Source organism: Aeoliella straminimaris, assembly GCF_024054565.1.
Lineage (GTDB): Bacteria > Planctomycetota > Planctomycetia > Pirellulales > Lacipirellulaceae > Aeoliella > Aeoliella straminimaris.
Genome location: NZ_JAMXLR010000036.1, coordinates 611,588 through 628,965 on the forward strand (window position 1 = coordinate 611,588; position 17,378 = coordinate 628,965).

14 protein-coding genes are annotated in these 17,378 nt (G+C 61.0%); 6 read left to right on the forward strand and 8 right to left on the reverse strand.

Annotated features, from left to right (window positions below):
- The first annotated feature begins 124 nt into the window (after positions 1-124).
- Positions 125-964 (forward strand): FkbM family methyltransferase, encoded by an 840-nt coding sequence (locus NG895_RS11875; RefSeq protein WP_252852716.1) that lies wholly within the window; start codon positions 125-127, stop codon positions 962-964.
- Here the strand turns inward: NG895_RS11875 and NG895_RS11880 are convergent.
- Positions 961-1,311 (reverse strand): hypothetical protein, encoded by a 351-nt coding sequence (locus NG895_RS11880; RefSeq protein ID WP_252852717.1) that lies wholly within the window; start codon positions 1,309-1,311, stop codon positions 961-963. The genes NG895_RS11875 and NG895_RS11880 overlap by 4 nt on opposite strands.
- A 218-nt stretch (positions 1,312-1,529) precedes the next feature.
- On the opposite strand from NG895_RS11880, the gene NG895_RS11885 reads away from it, so the two are divergent.
- Entirely contained in the window at positions 1,530-3,329 is a 1,800-nt protein-coding gene (locus NG895_RS11885; RefSeq protein ID WP_252852718.1) for a glycoside hydrolase family 2 TIM barrel-domain containing protein, read from the forward strand.
- A 15-nt stretch (positions 3,330-3,344) separates the two neighbouring features.
- Here the strand turns inward: NG895_RS11885 and purN are convergent, their stop codons facing one another.
- The 3 genes from purN to NG895_RS11900 all read right to left on the reverse strand — a co-directional run bounded on the left by purN (position 3,345) and on the right by NG895_RS11900 (position 8,125).
- Positions 3,345-3,959, reverse strand: coding sequence for a phosphoribosylglycinamide formyltransferase (purN, locus tag NG895_RS11890; protein WP_252852719.1), 615 nt, complete (start codon positions 3,957-3,959; stop codon positions 3,345-3,347).
- Between the two features lie 95 nt (positions 3,960-4,054).
- Positions 4,055-7,600, reverse strand: a complete 3,546-nt coding sequence (gene ileS, locus NG895_RS11895; protein ID WP_252852720.1) for an isoleucine--tRNA ligase — start codon at positions 7,598-7,600, stop codon at positions 4,055-4,057.
- Between the two features lie 183 nt (positions 7,601-7,783).
- Positions 7,784-8,125: a hypothetical protein gene (locus tag NG895_RS11900; protein ID WP_252852721.1), complete on the reverse strand. Its 342-nt coding sequence runs from the start codon at positions 8,123-8,125 to the stop codon at positions 7,784-7,786.
- Positions 8,126-8,517: 392 nt separating this feature from the next.
- Between NG895_RS11900 and NG895_RS11905 the strand changes: the two genes are divergently transcribed.
- Positions 8,518-9,246, forward strand: a complete 729-nt coding sequence (locus NG895_RS11905; protein ID WP_252852722.1) for a PIG-L family deacetylase — start codon at positions 8,518-8,520, stop codon at positions 9,244-9,246.
- A gap of 150 nt (positions 9,247-9,396) precedes the next feature.
- Here NG895_RS11905 and mscL read toward each other — a convergent pair whose 3' ends face one another.
- From mscL to NG895_RS11920, 3 genes are all read right to left on the reverse strand, one after another.
- Positions 9,397-9,813 (reverse strand): large-conductance mechanosensitive channel protein MscL, encoded by a 417-nt coding sequence (gene mscL / locus NG895_RS11910; protein WP_252852723.1) that lies wholly within the window; start codon positions 9,811-9,813, stop codon positions 9,397-9,399.
- 238 nt (positions 9,814-10,051) lie between these two features.
- A complete protein-coding gene (locus NG895_RS11915; protein ID WP_252852724.1) occupies positions 10,052-11,065 on the reverse strand; it encodes an RluA family pseudouridine synthase in 1,014 nt (337 codons plus the stop codon).
- Positions 11,066-11,155: 90 nt separating this feature from the next.
- On the reverse strand, positions 11,156-12,187 hold the full coding sequence (locus NG895_RS11920) for a tetratricopeptide repeat protein (protein WP_252852725.1): 1,032 nt from the start codon (positions 12,185-12,187) through the stop codon (positions 11,156-11,158).
- Positions 12,188-12,394: 207 nt separating this feature from the next.
- Here NG895_RS11920 and NG895_RS11925 point away from each other — a divergent pair, with 207 nt between their 5' ends.
- The 3 genes from NG895_RS11925 (at position 12,395) to NG895_RS11935 (ending at position 15,940) form a co-directional block, all read left to right on the forward strand.
- Positions 12,395-14,431 carry an ATP-dependent helicase gene (locus NG895_RS11925; RefSeq protein ID WP_252852726.1) on the forward strand — a complete coding sequence of 679 codons (2,037 nt, stop codon included), beginning with the start codon at positions 12,395-12,397 and terminating at the stop codon, positions 14,429-14,431.
- A gap of 25 nt (positions 14,432-14,456) precedes the next feature.
- Positions 14,457-14,798 carry a hypothetical protein gene (locus NG895_RS11930; protein ID WP_252852727.1) on the forward strand — a complete coding sequence of 114 codons (342 nt, stop codon included), beginning with the start codon at positions 14,457-14,459 and terminating at the stop codon, positions 14,796-14,798.
- 185 nt (positions 14,799-14,983) lie between these two features.
- Positions 14,984-15,940, forward strand: coding sequence for a hypothetical protein (locus tag NG895_RS11935; RefSeq protein WP_252852728.1), 957 nt, complete (start codon positions 14,984-14,986; stop codon positions 15,938-15,940).
- Between the two features lie 90 nt (positions 15,941-16,030).
- Here NG895_RS11935 and NG895_RS11940 read toward each other — a convergent pair whose 3' ends face one another.
- Positions 16,031-17,215 carry a toxin-antitoxin system YwqK family antitoxin gene (locus NG895_RS11940; protein WP_252852729.1) on the reverse strand — a complete coding sequence of 395 codons (1,185 nt, stop codon included), beginning with the start codon at positions 17,213-17,215 and terminating at the stop codon, positions 16,031-16,033.
- Positions 17,216-17,378: the final 163 nt, after the last annotated feature.

Consider the following 17,378-nt stretch of genomic DNA (forward strand, 5'->3'; position numbering starts at 1 on the left):
GTAGGGTGCCCGAGGTGGATAAATCGTCGTTTCGAGTCCGATAGATGTAGGCGTGGCAGGGCAGTTTTGCTAAATGTCGGCCACGCTTGTCGGCCCATACTAGCATCGTACCCCAGGACTCGTCATGTCGCTAACCAATCTGCTACCTTTTCGCCGCGACGCCCCGCGCAATGTGCAGGAGTTCGGCTACGAACTCAAGTCGTTCGAGCTCGAGCACGCGGGACGCGTTGAATACGCTCAGTGGCAACACCCCAAGGAAACGCAGAAGTCGATCACCCAGCCGATGGTCGACGCAGTGCGGCAATTCGTCAACCCTGGCGATCTGGTCATCGACATCGGCGCCCACACCGGCGACACCACGCTGCCTATGGCCCTGGCCACTGGCCCCAGCGGTTTGACGCTGGCCCTGGAGCCGAATCCGTTCGTCTACAAGATCCTGTCGAAGAACGCCTCGCTCAATCCCGAGTCGACGCGGATCGATGCACTGAACTTCGCCGCCACGCAGGACGACGGCAAATTCACCTTCCATTATACCGACGGCATGTACTGCAACGGCGGTTTCAAGACACAGCAGAAGTGGCCGCTATTCCGCCGCCGCCACCCGCTGATGGTCGAAGGACGCAACCTGAACTACGTGCTCAAGACGCGCTATCCCGAGTGGCTCAAGAAGCTCACTTACGTCAAAGTCGACGCCGAGGGGTATGACCTGAAGATTCTCAAGACACTACTGCCGACGCTCAGCGAACGCCGTCCGGTGGTGCGTTGCGAAGTGTTCCGCAAACTCGTGGCCAGCGAGCGTTTCGAACTGTTCGACTTCTTCACCCACTTGGGGTACGACGTCGTACGTTACCTGGGCATCGAAGAGGGCCCCGGCGGGAAGATGGACCGCGACGAAATGACCGCCACCAAGCACTTCGACATTGTAGCCCTGCCCAAGGCGATGCGACTACGCCGCGCGGCCTAAGCAGGCTGCCGGCGGAATCGAAATGCGATCCAGATAGCTGCGGCACATCCAAGTCCCCAGCCCAGCTTCAGGCCGGTCATATCGCCCCACGGAGCGAGATTGGCCACCGACCAGCCCAGCCAAGAACCGCCCCAGCATGCCAGGTTGCCAAGCTGGGCGAGCTTGTCCGCGTTGCGCAGTGGACTCCGCCAGCACAAAACGAGCAGTGCGGCAAGCAGCATCAGCAGGAAGGCCAACTCGGCAAGGGCCTCGTAGTGGACGGGCCCTTCGATCATTGGACGCACCATGCGGCTGACGAAGCCGGCGGCGAACGCGATGGCCGTGGCCGCACGCAAGCTCCATAACAAGACTGGGCCGCGCTCTTCCCGAGCTTCCTTCGTAGGAGCCGATGGCGCAGACGTTGGCGATGCGTACGGATTTGATTCCTGCAATCCAATGCTCCCAGGACGGACTACCGACCAAGTGTTTCGGCGAGCTGCATGCCCATTTCTTCCAGTGGGCCCCGGAGCAAGTATAATCGAACTGTCGCCTTTGATTCCATTGCCGAAGTGGGAGAAACAACGTCGTGCGTAGCATTATTGCAGGCAAGATATTTTCCTGTACGTTGTTGTTGATGTGTGCCAGCCAGCTCCCAGCGCAGACTACTGTTTCTCTTGATCGAGAGAGCGAAACCGGCACATTCCAATTGCTCCGCAACGGCCAGCCTTACGCGATCCATGGTGCCGGCGGGCAGGTCAAGCTCGACTTGCTCAAGCAGCTGGGCGGCAACTCCATCCGCACCTGGGGTGCCGACAACCTGGGGCATCTGCTCGACGCGGCTCACCAACGCGGGCTCACCGTGTGCGTCGGCATGTGGCTCGGGCATCCGCGGCATGGATTCGACTATAACGATCGACGGTCTGTTGTCGGGCAGCTCGAAACGTGTCTGAAGACCGTGGAGCGATACAAGTCGCATCCGGCTGTATTGCTGTGGGGCATCGGCAACGAGATGGAGGAGGGCGGCGACAACCCGGCCGTCTGGTACGCGGTCGATCACATCGCCCGCGAGATCAAACGCATCGATCCCGATCATCCGACCATGACCGTCATCGCCGAACTTGGCGAGCACAAGGTCGAGAACCTACACCGCTTCTGCCCGCACGTCGACATCGTCGGTATCAATTCGTACGGCAGCATCGGCACGGTGGCCGAGCGGTATCGCAAGCAGGGTGGCACCAAGCCGTACATCATCACCGAGCACGGCCCGCGCGGCCCGTGGGAGTCGCCCAAGACCACTTGGGGGGCGCCAATCGAACCAACCAGCACCAAAAAGGCGGAGCACTATGACCTGGGGTATCGCCGTGCGGTCGCCGAGAACCCCAGCCAGTGCTTGGGCAGCTACTCCTTCCTGTGGGGCAACAAGCAGGAGACCACCGCCACGTGGTTTGGCATGCTGCTGCCCGACGGCACTCGCTTGGCTGCCGCCGACGTAATGAGCGAGCATTGGACCGGACGCCCAGTTGCAAATCGCTGCCCCGAGATTCACGAGTTGAATGTGGGTGGGGTGGGCAAAGTCCGGCCGGGGCAGGAGCTGCTGGCTGCCGTCGTGGCCGAAGATGCCGAACCAGATCAACTCGCCTATCAGTGGGTGCTGCGGAGCGACGCCGTGGTGGTGGCCAACGGCAACGACAGTCAGAGTGCCGAGAACGAAATACCCGATGCGATTGTTGGTTCCGGCAATCAGGTGGAAGTTCATATGCCGACGGGCGGAGGCGGGTATCGGCTGTTCGTCTACGTCCGCGATGGCCATGGTGGTGCGGCTGTGGCGAATGTGCCACTGTATGTCGATGCGCCAATCCAAGCGATTGCCGCGACGAAGCCGAAACTGCCGCTGGTGATTTACGCCGACGACTTGGCCAACGCACCGTACACGCCATCCGGCTTCATGGGTAACATCGCGGCCATTGAGTTCGACCTTGACTGTACCGACCAGCCGCACTCGGGCGAGACGTGCCTTCGCGTGAGTTACAACGCGGCCGATCAATGGGGCGGTGTGGCGTGGCAGTCGCCGGCCAATGATTGGGATGGCGAGCAGGCGGGCGGCTTTGACTTGAGCCAGGCATCTGCGCTGGAGTTCTGGGCTCGCGGAGAGACCGGTGCGGAAAAGGTCAACTTTCTCGTTGGCCTCAACACAACCGACGGTGTCTATCATGACTCAGGCAAGACCGAGCTCTCCGGCGTCCAGCTCACCACTGAGTGGAAACGTTACCGTGTGCCACTGACGGGTCTCGATACCGGTCGCATCAAGAACGGATTTGGCTTCTCGCTCGCGGGGCAGGGCAGAGCGGTGACGTTTTACTTGGACGACGTGCAATACGTGAAGTAGCCACTTGTCACTGGCTCACCGCCGGCCGATGGTCACCTTCCGCCCTTCGAGCTTGATCCGCCCTGCGGCCAGCAGGCCGAGCACGTGGGGGTAGGCTTCTTTTTCGGCGTCGAACACCCGCGCGGCGAGCACCTCGGCCGTGTCGTCGTCGAACACCGGCACCGGCTGCTGCCAGATGATGGGCCCCGCGTCGTATTCGTTGTCGACAAAGTGCACCGTGAGGCCGGTAATCTTGCAGCCGTAGTCCAGGACCGCCTGATGTACGTGGTGGCCGTACATGCCGTGGCCGCAGAATGAGGGGATGAGCGACGGATGAATGTTCACCACCCGCCCCGCGAAGTCGTCGGGCACTGGGGCCAGCTTCAGGAAGCCCGCCATCGCCACCAGGTCGACATCTGCCTGACGGGCGGATTCGAAAATCGCCTCGCCGTAGGCGTCGTGCGTGGGGTAGTCCTTGCGCTCCAAGACGACCGATGCAATGCCAGCCTGCTTGGCGTACTCGAGTCCACCCGCCGCCGGGGTGCTGGAGATCACCAAATCGATCTCCACGTCCAACGACCCTTCGGCCGCCAGGTCGATAAAGTTCTTCAGGGTCCGGCCGGAGCCAGAAATAAGGACGGCAATTTTCAAGGGAGACTCGATTGGTTCTTCTTTTGGGAACGCTAATCGACGCTAATAAACACTAATCGAAATTAGCGAAGATTAGTGGTTATTAGTGTTCCTTTTTACTTCTTGACTTTGATGTAAAGCTTAACCGTCACATCACCGTGGGTAATTTCGATCGGCGTCACACCAGCAATCTCGCCGAGCTTCACCGAGTCGGAAAGCGTCTCACCGGCGACGTAGTCGGCGAACTGGTCCACGGCTGCGAGGACCGTTTCGTCGTCGGACACGATGCCCACCTCGATGCGGTCGGTGAACTCGCAACCCTTTTCCTTGCGGGTGTCCTGGATCGCGCGGACCAGGTCGCGGGCCGTGCCTTCGGCCACCAGCTCGGGTGTGAGCTCGGTGGCCAGCACCACCACGACGCCTTTATCGTTCGCCGAGGCGTATCCTTCTTTGGCCGTGATGCGGACTTCGACCTCTTCGGGCAATAGTTCGATCTCTTGGCCGTCGACCGAGAGGTTGATACGGCCGTTGTCGCGGATATTGGCCAGCAGTTCGCTGCCGCTGGCCTGGTCGAGTGCGGCCTTCACCTTCGGCATCAACTTGCCAAGTTTCTTGCCCAGTAGTTTGAAGTTCGGAAGCACCTGGTGGTCGACGTACTTCTCGGGCTGGTCCGAGTACTCCACCGCTTTCACGTTCAGCTCGTCGGCGATCACGCCAGCGTGCTCTTCGAGCCACGCTTGCTGCCTGGTGTTGGCCAGGATCACTTCCACCTTGGAGAGCGGCTGGCGGACCTTCAGGTTCTCCATCTCACGGGCGCGGCGGCCTAGCGACGAGATCAAACGCACCAGCGCCATCCGCTCCGAGAGCTCTTCGTCCACCAGCGCGGTGTGAGGTTCGGGGTAATCGCACAGATGAACCGATTCGGGGAAGAGGATCGAGGATCGAGGGTCGAGGGACGAGGGTTCATTGGCACTCGCCCCTGGCCCCTCACTCCTAGCCCCTTCTTGAAATACACCAGCCAGATTCTGCCACATCGCATCGGCCAGGAACGGCACGAACGGCGCGATCAGCTTGGTGGTGGTCAGCAGGCACTCGTACAGTGTCCAGTAGGCGTCGAGCTTGTCCGTAGCCCGTTTGTCCTTGGCCCAGAACCGGTCGCGGCTGCGGCGGACGTACCAGTTGGACAGGGCGTCGACGAACTCGTTGATCGCCCCGCACGCACCGAAGTTGTCGTAGGCGTCCATTCGCTCAGTCACCAGCGCCACGGTGCGATTCAGCTCGCTGAGGATCCAGCGATCGATCTCATCACGATCGAACACCGGTCGGTACGACTCAGCCTTCGCAAAGACGCTTGCGTCAAGCATTCCGCATTCCGAATTCCGAACTCCGCATTCCTCCGCCGGATCCCATTCGTCGATGTTCGCGTAGATCACCATGAAGCTGTAGCAGTTCCACAGCCGCAGGAGGAATTCGGGGATGCTGTCCTTGATCGCTTCTTCGCTATAGCGGATCGAAGTCCAGGGCGGTTGGTTGGCGAACAGGTACCACCGCAAAGCGTCGGCGCCGTAGCGGTCGAAGATCTCGTTCGGCTCGCGGTAGTTCCGCTTGCTCTTCGACATCTTGCCGACGGCATGCCTGAAACCCTTCTTGCCGCAGGCGGCCTTCGCTTCTTCCTCGGTAAGATACAGCTTCTTCGCGTCCTTCTTGTCCTCGTACCACTCGCTGAGCATCAAGCCCAGCACGATGCAGTTCTTGAAGGGGTGAGGGTAAGGGGGCGCAGGGCGAGGGCTGGCGTCGGATTCTCGTCCTTCGTCCCTCGACCCTCGATCCTCCCCAAACAGCATGGTGGAGATGGCAAGTTGCGAATAGAACCAGCCGCGGGTTTGGTCGAGCGCCTCGCTGATGAAGTCGGCGGGGAATTGGCTTTCGAACCGCTCTTTCGCTTCGCCGATGTCCTGGCCCTTGTATCCCCACTGGGCGAACGGCATCGCGCCGCTGTCGTACCAGCAGTCGATTACTTCGGTGACGCGCTGCATGCGACCTTCGCCGCAATGCTCGCAGTCGAATTCGACCGCGTCGATGTACGGCTTGTGGATTTTCAGGTCTTCGGGAAGCTCGGGATTCTTCTTCTTCGCCGCTTCCCAGACCTCGAAGCCGGAAACGTTCGGTTTTGCTTCGAGCTCATCGTAGCCGCCAACTGCGGACTGCCGTCCGCAGCTACTGCACTCCCAAATGGGAAGTGGAGTGCCCCAATACCGTTCGCGGCTGAGGGCCCAGTCGACGTTCGACTCCAGGAACTTGCCCATCCGGCCGCCCTTGATGTGCTCGGGCAGCCAATTGATTTGCTGATTGTTCTCGAGCATCGCGTCCTTGAACGCGGTGGTCTTGATGAACCAGCTCTCCCGCGGGTACTGGATCAGCGGATCGTCCTCGGCCCGCCAGCAGAACGGATAGTCGTGCAGGTACTGCTCTTGGTGGTAAAGCAGTCCGCGTTCCTTGAGGTTGCGAATGATGTCCTTGTCGCACTCCTTCACCCAGCGACCACGCACAAACTCGGGCGCTTCGTCGGTGAACTTGCCATCGGGACCGACAGCGTTGATGAGCGGGATGTCGCTACCCGACACTTCTCGCTGCTGAACGAGCACGTCGTAGTCGACTTCGCCAAATGCAGGCGCTTGATGAACGACGCCCGATCCGCTATCGGTCGTGACGAAGTCGGCTGCAACGACTTTCCATTCATCCGACCGTGATTTGTCATAATAGCAGTCAAAGGGCGGTCGATAGTGGGAGCCAATCAGCCCGCTTGTATCGAGCTCGGCGACCTTTTTCAGTGGTCGCTTCAGCTTTCCTTCCAGCGTCTCCACCAAATCGGTCGCTACGATGTACGTTTCTTCTGTCTCTTCATCAAAGACATTGCAGTAGCTCAGCTTGGGATTGATGGCCGCAAACTGGTTGCTCGGCAGCGTCCAAGGCGTGGTGGTCCAGACCAACAGCGATGTATCCGTCTGCTTCCCGTCGTCATCCAAGAGCGGAAACTTCACAAACACACTCGGATCCGCCACCTCGCGGTAACCTTGGCCAACTTCGCCGGAGCTGAGCGCCGTGCCGCCTTGGGCCCACCACCAGACGATCTTATGGCCCTGGTACAACAGGTCCCTATCGAACAGGTTTTTGAGGCTCCACCACACGCTTTCCACGTAGCTTTGGTGGTAGGTGACGTACGCCTTCTCCAGATCGACCCAGAAGCCGAGCCTTTCGGTCATGCGTTCCCACTCTTGCATGTACCGCCAGACGCTCTTCTGGCAGAGCTGGATGAACGGTTCGACGCCGTGTGCTTCGATTTCTTCTTTGCTGTGGATGCCGAGTTGCTTGCAGACCTCGACCTCGACCGGCAGACCATGCGTGTCCCAGCCCGCTTTGCGTTCGCAGCGATAGCCCCGCATGGTTTTGTAGCGGGGGAACAGGTCCTTGATGGCCCGGGTCAGGCAGTGTCCCGGGTGGGGCATGCCGTTGGCGGTGGGGGGGCCTTCGTAGAACACGAACGGCTGGGCCCCTTCGCGCTTGGCGAGCGACTTATGGTAGATCTCGCTCGCCTTCCAAAACGCGCCGACTTCTTCTTCGAGCTTGGGGAAAGATACAGAACCGGGAACAGGTTTGAACATAGCGGAGGGGAGTGGGGATTGTATCGCGTGGATTAGAGGTTGGAGCGAATGTTATCCTGAGGGAGCCTAAGCGACTGAAGGATCTCAGTTGGAAGCGAGTAGATTCTTCAGTCGGCGAGCCTCCTTCAGAATGACACAATTCGCTCCGCGTCCCCCTTGCCCCTTCCGACTTCCCCCTTGGGCTCAATCGTCGAAGTCTTCGTCGTCGTTGAACTTGTCGCCGTCCTTTTTCTTCTCGTCCTCGTCTTCGTATTCTTCTTCGCCGATCTCTTCTTCCACTTCTTCTTCATCGGGCTCGAACTCGTCGGCGAATTCGTCCTCAATGGTTTCGTCGTCCCATTCCTCTTCGAAGTCGTCGTCGAAGTCATCGTCGAAGTCGTCGTCGTCGAAATCGTCAAACGGATCGGACGCCACCTCGGACTCATGGGGAGGGACACTGTCAGGAAGACCAAACGGCGCGGCGGAAGGTTCGTCGCCCAGCGGCATGGTGTTCTCGAGGGGATTAAGCGGGGAGTCGATGAGCATGGGCCTGGGGAAGGGGGTAGTAGGTGAGTAAGTGAGTAGGTGAGCAAGTAAAATTGGGACTTTCCCACCTACTCACTTACTAACCTACTCACCTCCTGCCAACCTTGTGGAAACATGTTGGGTGAAGTACGGTGCACAACTGGAAAACGACGATTTTCACGGGCCACCGGGCGGTCTGTCAAGCGCGTAAAGTGGTTGGGGGCTTGGAGTTTCCGCGATACGCAGGAATGGATCAAGAATAACTTCCTCGATACTTCCCTCTCCCCCTTGCGGGGAGAGGCTAGGTGAGGGGGCCCAGGAGAGTAAGCGGAAGTTATTCTTGATCTATTCTTTAGGCTTCCGACCCCATTCAGCTCGCTTACAGCCAGTAGCCAACAGCCAATAGACCTCTCATGAGCGACGAACTCTCGATCGATCCGTTGGACGTGATTGCCGTAGGGGCCCACCCCGATGACGTGGAAATCGGCTGCGGCGGCACCCTGGCCAAGCTGGTGGAGCAGGGCTACCGCGTCGGCATCGTCGATCTCACCGACGGCGAACCGACCCCCATGTCGCCCGGGCCCGAGGTCCGAGCCGAGGAAGCGGCCGAGGCGGCCCGCATTTTGGGGGTGCAGCACCGCACGACGCTCGATTTGGTCAACCGACGCTTGATGGACGATTGGGACTCGCGGGTGGCGCTGGCCAAGGAGTTCCGGCGGTGGCGGCCGCGGCTCATCCTGGCCCTGGGCGACCGCACCCCCACGGCATCGCCCGACCATTGGCAGGCGGTGCAGTTAACCGAGGCGGCCATGTTTTACTCGCGGCTCACCAAGTGGGACCACGAGTTCGACCACCTGCCGCCCCACAAGATCGACGGCCTGTTGTACTACTCGCTGAACTTCTACTCGCTCGAGCCACCCCCGCACGGCAACAGCTTCGTGATGGACATCAGCAGTACCTACGAACAGAAAATCGCCTCGGTGCAGGCCTACGCCACGCAGTTCCCACCCGAGAAGCAGCACATCTTCGCCCGCCTGGAGGCCATGGCCCACTACTTCGGCGAAGCCGCCGGCTTCCACTGGGGCGAGCGGCTTTCGAGCCCGCGAGCGGTGGGGGTGAAGGATCTGATGGGGCTGTTGTAGCGTGTTCCCTCGTTCCCACGCTCTGCGTGGGAATACCTATCCGACCGCTCTGCGGTCACTCCGCTACCATACCAAGTCCGAGCTGCCACTCAGGCATTCGCCGCAGAGCGGCTATCCAGTCTGTTCCCACGCAGAGCGTGGGAACGAGCGTCATGCTTTCTTGAGCTCATCCCGAATCTCGCGCAAGAGCTGAATATCCTCTGGCGGGGCCGGCTTTTCAGCTTCAGGTTTCGCGGCGAATTGCTCCTGGGCTTTGTTCATCAGCTTGACGACCAGGAAGATTGCCAAAGCGATGATGATGAAGTCGATAATCGACTGCGCGAACGCCCCCCAGCCGATTTCGATGGTCGAAGGCTCAGCGCCTTCTTTGATGGCGGGGATCGTGATGTCGTAGGTGGCCTCGGCCAGATTCACGCCGCTGGTCATCCAGCCGACGATCGGCATCACGATCTTGCCCACTAGCTCGGTGACGATCTTGCCAAACGCCCCACCAATCACCACGCCCACGGCCATGTCGACCACGTTGCCCCGCATGGCAAACTTCTGAAACTCCTTGAGCAAACCCATCTCGTACCTCCGTTGCTAGATAAGCTTGTGTGAAACCTCAAAAGGTGAGGCGAGACTATCGTACCGCGGAGCGGGGGCTTGGCAAGCAGGTTGTCACGCAGAGGCGGGGACTGCCGTGCGGATCAGCTGCGAAGTGTCAGCGGAGTACGATGAAGCCGAGGACAGGCTCATCCACGAAGTGGCTCTGTAGAATCGGCGTCACATCTGCGTCTTTGCGTCTCTGCGTGAGAAAACGGGACTAAGCAGAACGCAAACATTCCAGTGCTTGCTCAAAATCCTTCGCCAACGGCGCCTCAAACGTCATCCGTTCCCCCGTGCCGGGATGGTTGATTGAAAGCCGCCGGGCGTGGAGGGCTTGGCGTTCGAGGATCACAGCGTCCGAGGGATCTTTTCCCTCTCGACGTTCATTGTACGCCGCCATCTTGGGAAGTAGTTCGCCACGGTTGACGCGGAGCGACCCGCCGTAAAGCTTGTCGCACAAGATCGGCAAGCCAATGCTCGCCAAATGCACGCGAATTTGGTGGGTGCGGCCCGTCTTGGGGAGCACTTTTAGCAGGCTGAAGCGTTCGAAGCGTTCCATCACTTGGAACGTCGTGAGGGCTTCGCGGGCGTCGGGGTGGCCGGGGCGGATCGCCATCGCTTCGCGCAGTTTGGGGTGCGGGCCGATGGGGCGGTCGATTACGTCGGCGTCGCGGTCCGGCACGCCGCGCACAATGGCCCAGTATTCCTTCTCGGTGGTCCGCTCTTTGAACTGCGCGGCCAGGGCCTCGTGCGAGCGATCGTTCCTGGCCACGGCGATTACGCCCGTCGTGTCGCGGTCGAGCCGATGGACGATGCCGGGCCGCTGGGGGCCGCCGGTCGTGCTGAGCTGGCCGAAGCGAAACGCCAGGGCCGAGGCAAGGGTGCCACTCCAGTGACCCTTGGCCGGGTGGACGACCATGCCGGCCGGCTTGTTGACGACCGCCATCCAGTCGTCTTCGTACAGAATGTCGAGCGGAATCTCCTCGGGCTCGGGGCCGGGGCGAACCGTTTCGATGCCGGCGACGCGGATCGTCCAGCCCGGTTCGACGTGCATCGACGGTTTCACGTCATGGCCGTCGACTGTTACCTGACCAGCGCCTATGGCCCTTTGCACGGCGACGCGGCTGTAGCCATCGAGCTGGGCGGCGAGATACGCGTCGAGCCGCTTGCCGGCCGCGGTCTCGTCGACCACGAGCACTTGCGGCCATTCGGGTTGCGCGGCGTCGGTCATCGCGACAGTGGACTCACTACGAGTTCCGAACGGCCCTGGCCGGCGGCCTATCTTGGTTCTGGAAGCGGGGGCAGCAGATGTCCCGAGCACTTACTCGTCTTTAGGCTCTTCGGCCGGAGTCTCCTCCGCCGGTGATTCCGTGGCAGGCTCTTCCGCAGCTGGCTCCTCCGCTGTCGGCTCCTCAACCACGGCTTCTTCGGTGGTGGACTCCTCCTCGGTCATCGGCTCTTCGGTGGCAGGCTCTTCGCTGCTCGATTCTTCGGCAGCAGGAGTTTCCGTTGCAGCGCCGGGCGAGGGGATGTCGGCGAAGGGGTCGGCTTTGGGGGCATCGTCGCCTTCTTCCGTGGCGTCGTAGCGATCCCCTGCGGGCGAATCGGGCAACATGCCCTGCAGACGGTCGAATTCGTTCAGCAGCCGCTCGGTCTCCTGCCGCTGGGCAGCGGTGTCGTCGCCCGGCAGGCCTAGGGAGTCGGGCGAGAAGCCCGGCATGCCACCCGCACCAAAGCTTGGCGCGCGGGTGGAACCCGTGGCACGCGCCAGCCAATCGCCATACTTTTCGGCATCCACCGCTTCGAGTTCCTTGACTCGTTCGTCCGCTATCTCGCTGAAGGTGCCGGTCACTTTTTCGTAGGCGGCGATGGCGTCTTTAATCTCGCCCTTGGCCTCCAGGGCCTTGGCATAGCCCAATTGAGCTCGGCTCTTGAGCACCTTGTTCGAGGTCGATTTGGCCAGGCGCTGGTAGGCCTCGGCGGCGCCATCGAGCGATTCCATGGCCTGCGTCTTGTTACTGAAGTAGGTATTGCACCCGTCGGTCAGTTGCCCATCGGCCCAGGCGATATCGGCCAGCTCGCCCACGGGCTGGTTGGGGTACTCTTCGGCCGCGGAGCGGAGCGCCACGGCGTCGTACATGCCGGGCAGGGTCGCAATGGTGTAGGAATCCCACTCGCGCTCCTGTTTCGCACGCATATTGCCGGTGGTCAGGCTGATAATGGCCCACAGGGCGACCACGGCCAGCACACCGTAGACAAGATACGAGGCGTAGGGGCCGAGTTTGTCGCTCCCTTCGGACAGAAACTTGGCAAGCGAGTTGGTTTCCAGCTCGTGACGTTCTTCGGATTTCATCGTTTTCGCCTGGGCGGACGTTCTGGATTAGTTGAGAAACCGTAAGTGTAGAATTTGTAGCGGTTTAACGTCAAGCGGAGGATTTTCCGCTGGAGAGCCCCATACGTCGGCGCCCGGACTTCGAATGGCTCGCTCCGGGCGCTGACGCTTTGGGCTCTCCCGGGTATTATGCCATGCCCCCTTTGTCCCTCCCCGCATGATGCCCCGATGTCCGACGGATTGAATCCCCCACAACGCGATGCGGTCAACACGCTCAGCGGCCCGCTGCTGGTGCTGGCCGGCGCAGGGACGGGTAAGACGCGGGTCGTGACTTTCCGCATTGCGAACCTGATTCGCCACCGCACGAAGCCCGAACGCATTCTGGCGGTGACGTTCACCCGCAAAGCGGCGGGCGAAATGCAGGAGCGGGCCACCGATCTGCTGCCGGGCAAGTATCGCAAGGCCGACGCACCGCGGCCCGAGATTTCGACGTTCCACGCCCTGTGCGTCCGCATCCTTCGCCGCCACGCCCCGGTGTTGGGCTACCCCGAGCGGTTTGCCATCTGCGACCGAGGCGACCAGGAGAGCGCCGCCCGGGCCGCCCTCCGCGAGATTCGCGCCCCGGCCGACAGCCTGAAGCCGAGCGACCTGTTGGGCTTCATCGGTCGCTGGAAGATGGCCAGCGTCTCACCGTCTGGTGCGATGAGCCTCGCCGAGACCGACCGCGAGCACCTTGCCGCCGCCGCGTATCGGCGTTACCAAAAGTCGCTGAAAAATTCCGGCGTCGTCGACTTCGACGACCTGCTGCTGCTGACCGAGCAATTGTTTACCAAGCATCCCGAGGTCCGCCGCAAGGAGGCCGCGCGGTTCGATCATGTGTTGATCGACGAGTACCAGGACACCAACCACAGCCAGTACGAAATCGTCCGCGGCCTGGCGATGGGGCATCGCAATCTGTGCGTGGTGGGCGACGACGACCAATCGATTTACGGCTGGCGGGGCGCCGAGGTGACGCACATTTTGCGGTTCGCCAAGGACTGGCCCGATGCCAAGGTGGTGCGGCTGGAGGACAATTACCGTTCGAGCGCCTCGATCATCCAGCACGCCAACACGCTGATTGCATTTAACTCCGAGCGGCACGATAAGGTCCTCAAGCCCGCGCGGCACGAAGGGCCGAACCCTCGCATCCTGCAGTTCAAGGACGAGCAGGACGAAGCCGTTAGCGTGGTGAAAGACATCCAGCGGCTGATGGGCATGGGCCGCGGGGCCAAGGATTTTGCGATTCTATTCCGCACCAACGAACAGCCGCGGGCCTTCGAAACCGAGCTTCGCGCGGCCCAACTGCCGTACGTGCTGATCGGCGGCATGAGCTTCTTCGATCGCCGCGAAGTGCGCGACCTGTTGGCGTACCTGCGACTGGTGGCCGATCCGGGTGACGATCCCGCCGTGTTGCGGGTGTTGAACACGCCGCCGCGTGGCATTGGCGACGCGGCGCGGAAGGCCCTGGTGACCGAGGCCGCCGCCCGCGGCAAGCACGTGTGGGACATGATCGAAAGTCCCACGGGCGTGACCGGCCTTTCGAAAGCGGCGATGAAGGGCGTGCTGGAGTTCCGCAACATGGTGCAGACCTGGCAGGAGTTGGCCGAGCGGCTCAGCCTGCAGGATATGTTCCATCGCATCCTGGACGACACCAAGTACGAGGCGGAAATCCGGCGGTTGTACGAAGACCCCAACGACCGCGATGCCCGCTGGGCCACGGTGGAAGAAATCACCAACGCCGCGGCCAGCTACGACACCCGCCGCAAATCGCGCAAAAAGAAACCCCGCGACCGCATTATCGCGTTCCTCGATGACCTGTTGGTTGGCAACCAGGACGAAAGCCGCGAGAAAGAAAAGCAGCTCTCGCAAAACGCCATCGCCCTGATGACACTGCACAGCTCGAAAGGCCTGGAGTTTCCCTTTGTGTACCTGGTCGGCCTGGAAGAGGGTATTTTGCCGCACAAACGGAGCCTTGAAGGCACCGAGAAAGACATTGCCGAAGAACGCCGCCTGGCGTACGTGGGCGTGACCCGTGCGCAGGACGAGCTCACGATGACCATGGCCCTCACCCGCCGTAAATGGGGCAAGCCGCGCGAGACAATCCCCAGCCGGTTCCTGTTCGAAATGACCGGCCAGGCCGAGAACTTCGTCAAACGCCAACGTGCCGCTCAGCAGCAAGCAAAAGGGCCGACGCAGAGACGCAGCGGGGCGAAGCAAAGACGCTGATAGAGTGGAACGCTCGAGGACGATCATGGCATCCGAGAACCCCTATGAGTCTCCTGAGTCGGGCGAGCCAGTTGGCGGTCCAAGTGTGCCACGAGCCCCTCGATGGCCGGTTCCTTCCTTGGGTTGGCTGTTTAGCATTCTGTGGCTCACCAGCGTGTGGATCCTCAGCGGCTTGGCAGCTTTATGGGTATCGGCGCGCTTCTATCGCATTTGGCATCCCGAGGACGTGGAGCCGATGATCGAAATTGGACAGGGGGCCATCGCCATACTGATCGTTGTGTGGTTCCTGCTGGGAATGGCCGGCACGATCTTGCTGGGATATCTGGAGCGACGCCTTCGGAGGCGGGGACCTAAAACTTCAGGCTGAAGAGCCCCTCTGCGGCGATAACCGCAGACGGTTCGACCATTCTATTCCCGCGCAAAGCGTGGGAACGAGATGCACAAAAAGTGACGAGAAATTCTGTAACACCCCGCCCTCTCCCCCGTATGTGATCCTGAAGCCACCGCTGGTGTGGCCTTTTAACTTCATATACGGGAATTGCGAGGTGCACCATGCGGGCGCAAACGGTATTCACGCTGGCGGTTTTGGCCGCGATATTGGGCAGTTTTTCGGCGCCGGGCGCGGCTCGCGCCGAAGGTTCCAAACTACTGCGGTTGCTACCCTCCAGCGTGCTCTATCGGGCGCTGGTAGGCGAGCGCTCGCCGAGCGACTCCCAGTCTCCCCAGGCGGACGACGAGGATCGAGCCCTTTCCGAGGCCGAGTTGGCGGCTACGCCAACGTTGCCGGAACTGCCAGAGCTACCTGAGCAGCCGGATGCCCTCTCTTCCGACGAGTTGGCGGTGGAAGCGCCCGCTGAGGAGTTCAGCGAGGAGGAATTCGAGTTTCAGTACGATGAGAATTTGCCGATCGAACCGGATCCGCTGGCCGGCGGCCTGCTCGGCAACCAGGGGGCCCTGGAGCCCACTCCAGCCGAGCAGCTGTTGCCCGAGCCGGCCAAGGCCCAGCTTCCCATCGAAGAACGTTCGGTGCTCAAGCGTGTTGTCGCAGAGGCTATAGCCGAAGAAGTCGAACCGCTGGCTCCGGTACCACGATTTCCGCTGCCACCCGATCCGTTCTTTGGCAGCGTGAGCGCGATGCTTGGAGCGCAGGGGCCGCAAACAGTAATTCCGGCCGAAGCGGTGCTGCCCCCAGCACCGGCCCGGTTCTTCAATGGCCGCTGGATGAATCTCGACCCCTGGGGCACACCGGCGACACCTGTCGACGAGTTGGCTTCGCTTCGCAGTGGTGAGCCGCTCGACCTCAATACCAGCGGTGCTGGCGACGCACAGGGCAGGGCCGTGTTGTTGGTGGACGGACGGGCGTTGTTGGTCCGGTCGCTGCAGTGGAGTGACAGCCGCGTCACGATTCAACTGCCCGAGTTAGAACTCACCAAGCCCACCATCGCCCGGGTGTACCTTGCCGATGCGGCTGGCACGGTGCAGGACTACGCCGACTTTATGCTCGAGTAGTGGCGGTGTAGGGTAGAAAACGCGAAGGGCAAGCTGGTTCTCACCGGCTTGCCCTTCGCGATGGTTTTCAAACAGTTAATGGTAGCTGCGTTACTTGGTCAAACGTAGCTCCAGTTCCTGGTTCTGGCTGGTGTGCGGCACTTCCGAAGTGTCCGCGTACTCCGATCCGTCGTAGTTCAGGCGGTCGGAGAGTTGGCCTTTGTCGTTCCACCACCGCCACTCGCCAATGGTGCGGCCTTCATCGTAGCGGCCGGTGATGGCCTTCTGGCCATTTTCGTGCCACCAGACCCAGTGGCCGGTGTATTCGTCGTTCTTGAAATCGCCTTCGGACGAAATCTGGCCGTTGGGATGCCAGAAGCGGAAGTGGCCCACTCGCTTGTTGTACTCGTACTGACCTTCCGACTCCAACTGGCCATTCTTGAACCACGTCTTGCTCAAGCCATGGCGAAGTGGTTCGCCTTCGTGGTCGTACGTGGCGAACGTGCTGTTCCAGAAGTCGTCAGGCGTCTTCTGCACGGTCTTTGGCGCCAGGTACATCTCTTCCAGGCTCTTCTGCCGCTTGGCCCGCGTGAAGTAGTCGATGTTCGTCGTGATGCGGCGGCCATCCAGGTAGGTGGCGCTGCGTTGCAGTTCGCCGGTCGAGGTATTGGCCTGCAGCACTTCGCCCACGGGGATGCCGTGGTTGTACTCGGCCTGACGCAGCACGCTGCCGTTGGTCAGCCAGGTCATGGCCAAACCGTGGCGCACTCCGTTGTCGAAGCTGATCTGACTCACCTTGCGTTGCTCGGCATCGACGATCAGCCAGTCGCCGTCAATCTTGTCGTTATTGAAGTTGGCATTCGACGTGAAGGGGGCCTTGAACATGTTGAAAGGCGTCTCGCGAAGGATGGCCGCGTCGTTGCGATCCAGGCTCAACGTCCAGTTACCAACCCGCTTGCCAAAGTCGTACTGGCCGCTGGCGGTCAACGTGCCCGATTGATTCATCATCTGCCACGAACCGTGGTTGACGTAGTTGCCATTTTTGTCGAGCGTCACTTCGCGTTCGATGCGAATCGCGCCGTTGGGATAGCGTTCGCGGAACACTTCGATCTTGGGTTTGCCTTCCATCGGTTTAATGGCGTCGGCCTCGATCGGCTCCGGCGCCAAGGCGAACGAGTCCTGCAGCACCGCGATATAGTTCTGGGCCTGTGCTAGCGGCGCATCGGATCCAGACACCATCACGAGGGCTACAATTAACGTCGAGCTTTTCGAGAGCAGTAATTGTGTGGACAACATCGTCAAATTCCTCACTGTACGGGGTCTGCCAAGCGGAGTCCGTCGGAAAGTACGGCTCGCTGGCCCGCGGCCGTTAACCGTGGGGCGATGGGCGCCGGCGGCCCCGTCTCGCTCCCCTCGATCTGTTGCAGGGTACTTAGCACATTCGATCGGTTCGCTGCGC

Bases quoted from the DNA above. Each gene is read 5' to 3' on its own strand.
- NG895_RS11930 (WP_252852727.1), top strand. From the start codon at position 14,457: ATGGCATCCGAGAACCCCTATGAGTCTCCTGAGTCGGGCGAGCCAGTT.
- NG895_RS11900 (WP_252852721.1), bottom strand. From the start codon at position 8,125: ATGCTCATCGACTCCCCGCTTAATCCCCTCGAGAACACCATGCCGCTG.
- ileS (WP_252852720.1), bottom strand. From the start codon at position 7,600: ATGTTCAAACCTGTTCCCGGTTCTGTATCTTTCCCCAAGCTCGAAGAA.
- NG895_RS11915 (WP_252852724.1), bottom strand. From the start codon at position 11,065: ATGACCGACGCCGCGCAACCCGAATGGCCGCAAGTGCTCGTGGTCGAC.
- NG895_RS11935 (WP_252852728.1), top strand. From the start codon at position 14,984: ATGCGGGCGCAAACGGTATTCACGCTGGCGGTTTTGGCCGCGATATTG.
- NG895_RS11940 (WP_252852729.1), bottom strand. From the start codon at position 17,215: ATGTTGTCCACACAATTACTGCTCTCGAAAAGCTCGACGTTAATTGTA.
- NG895_RS11925 (WP_252852726.1), top strand. From the start codon at position 12,395: ATGTCCGACGGATTGAATCCCCCACAACGCGATGCGGTCAACACGCTC.
- mscL (WP_252852723.1), bottom strand. From the start codon at position 9,813: ATGGGTTTGCTCAAGGAGTTTCAGAAGTTTGCCATGCGGGGCAACGTG.
- NG895_RS11920 (WP_252852725.1), bottom strand. From the start codon at position 12,187: ATGAAATCCGAAGAACGTCACGAGCTGGAAACCAACTCGCTTGCCAAG.
- NG895_RS11905 (WP_252852722.1), top strand. From the start codon at position 8,518: ATGAGCGACGAACTCTCGATCGATCCGTTGGACGTGATTGCCGTAGGG.
- NG895_RS11875 (WP_252852716.1), top strand. From the start codon at position 125: ATGTCGCTAACCAATCTGCTACCTTTTCGCCGCGACGCCCCGCGCAAT.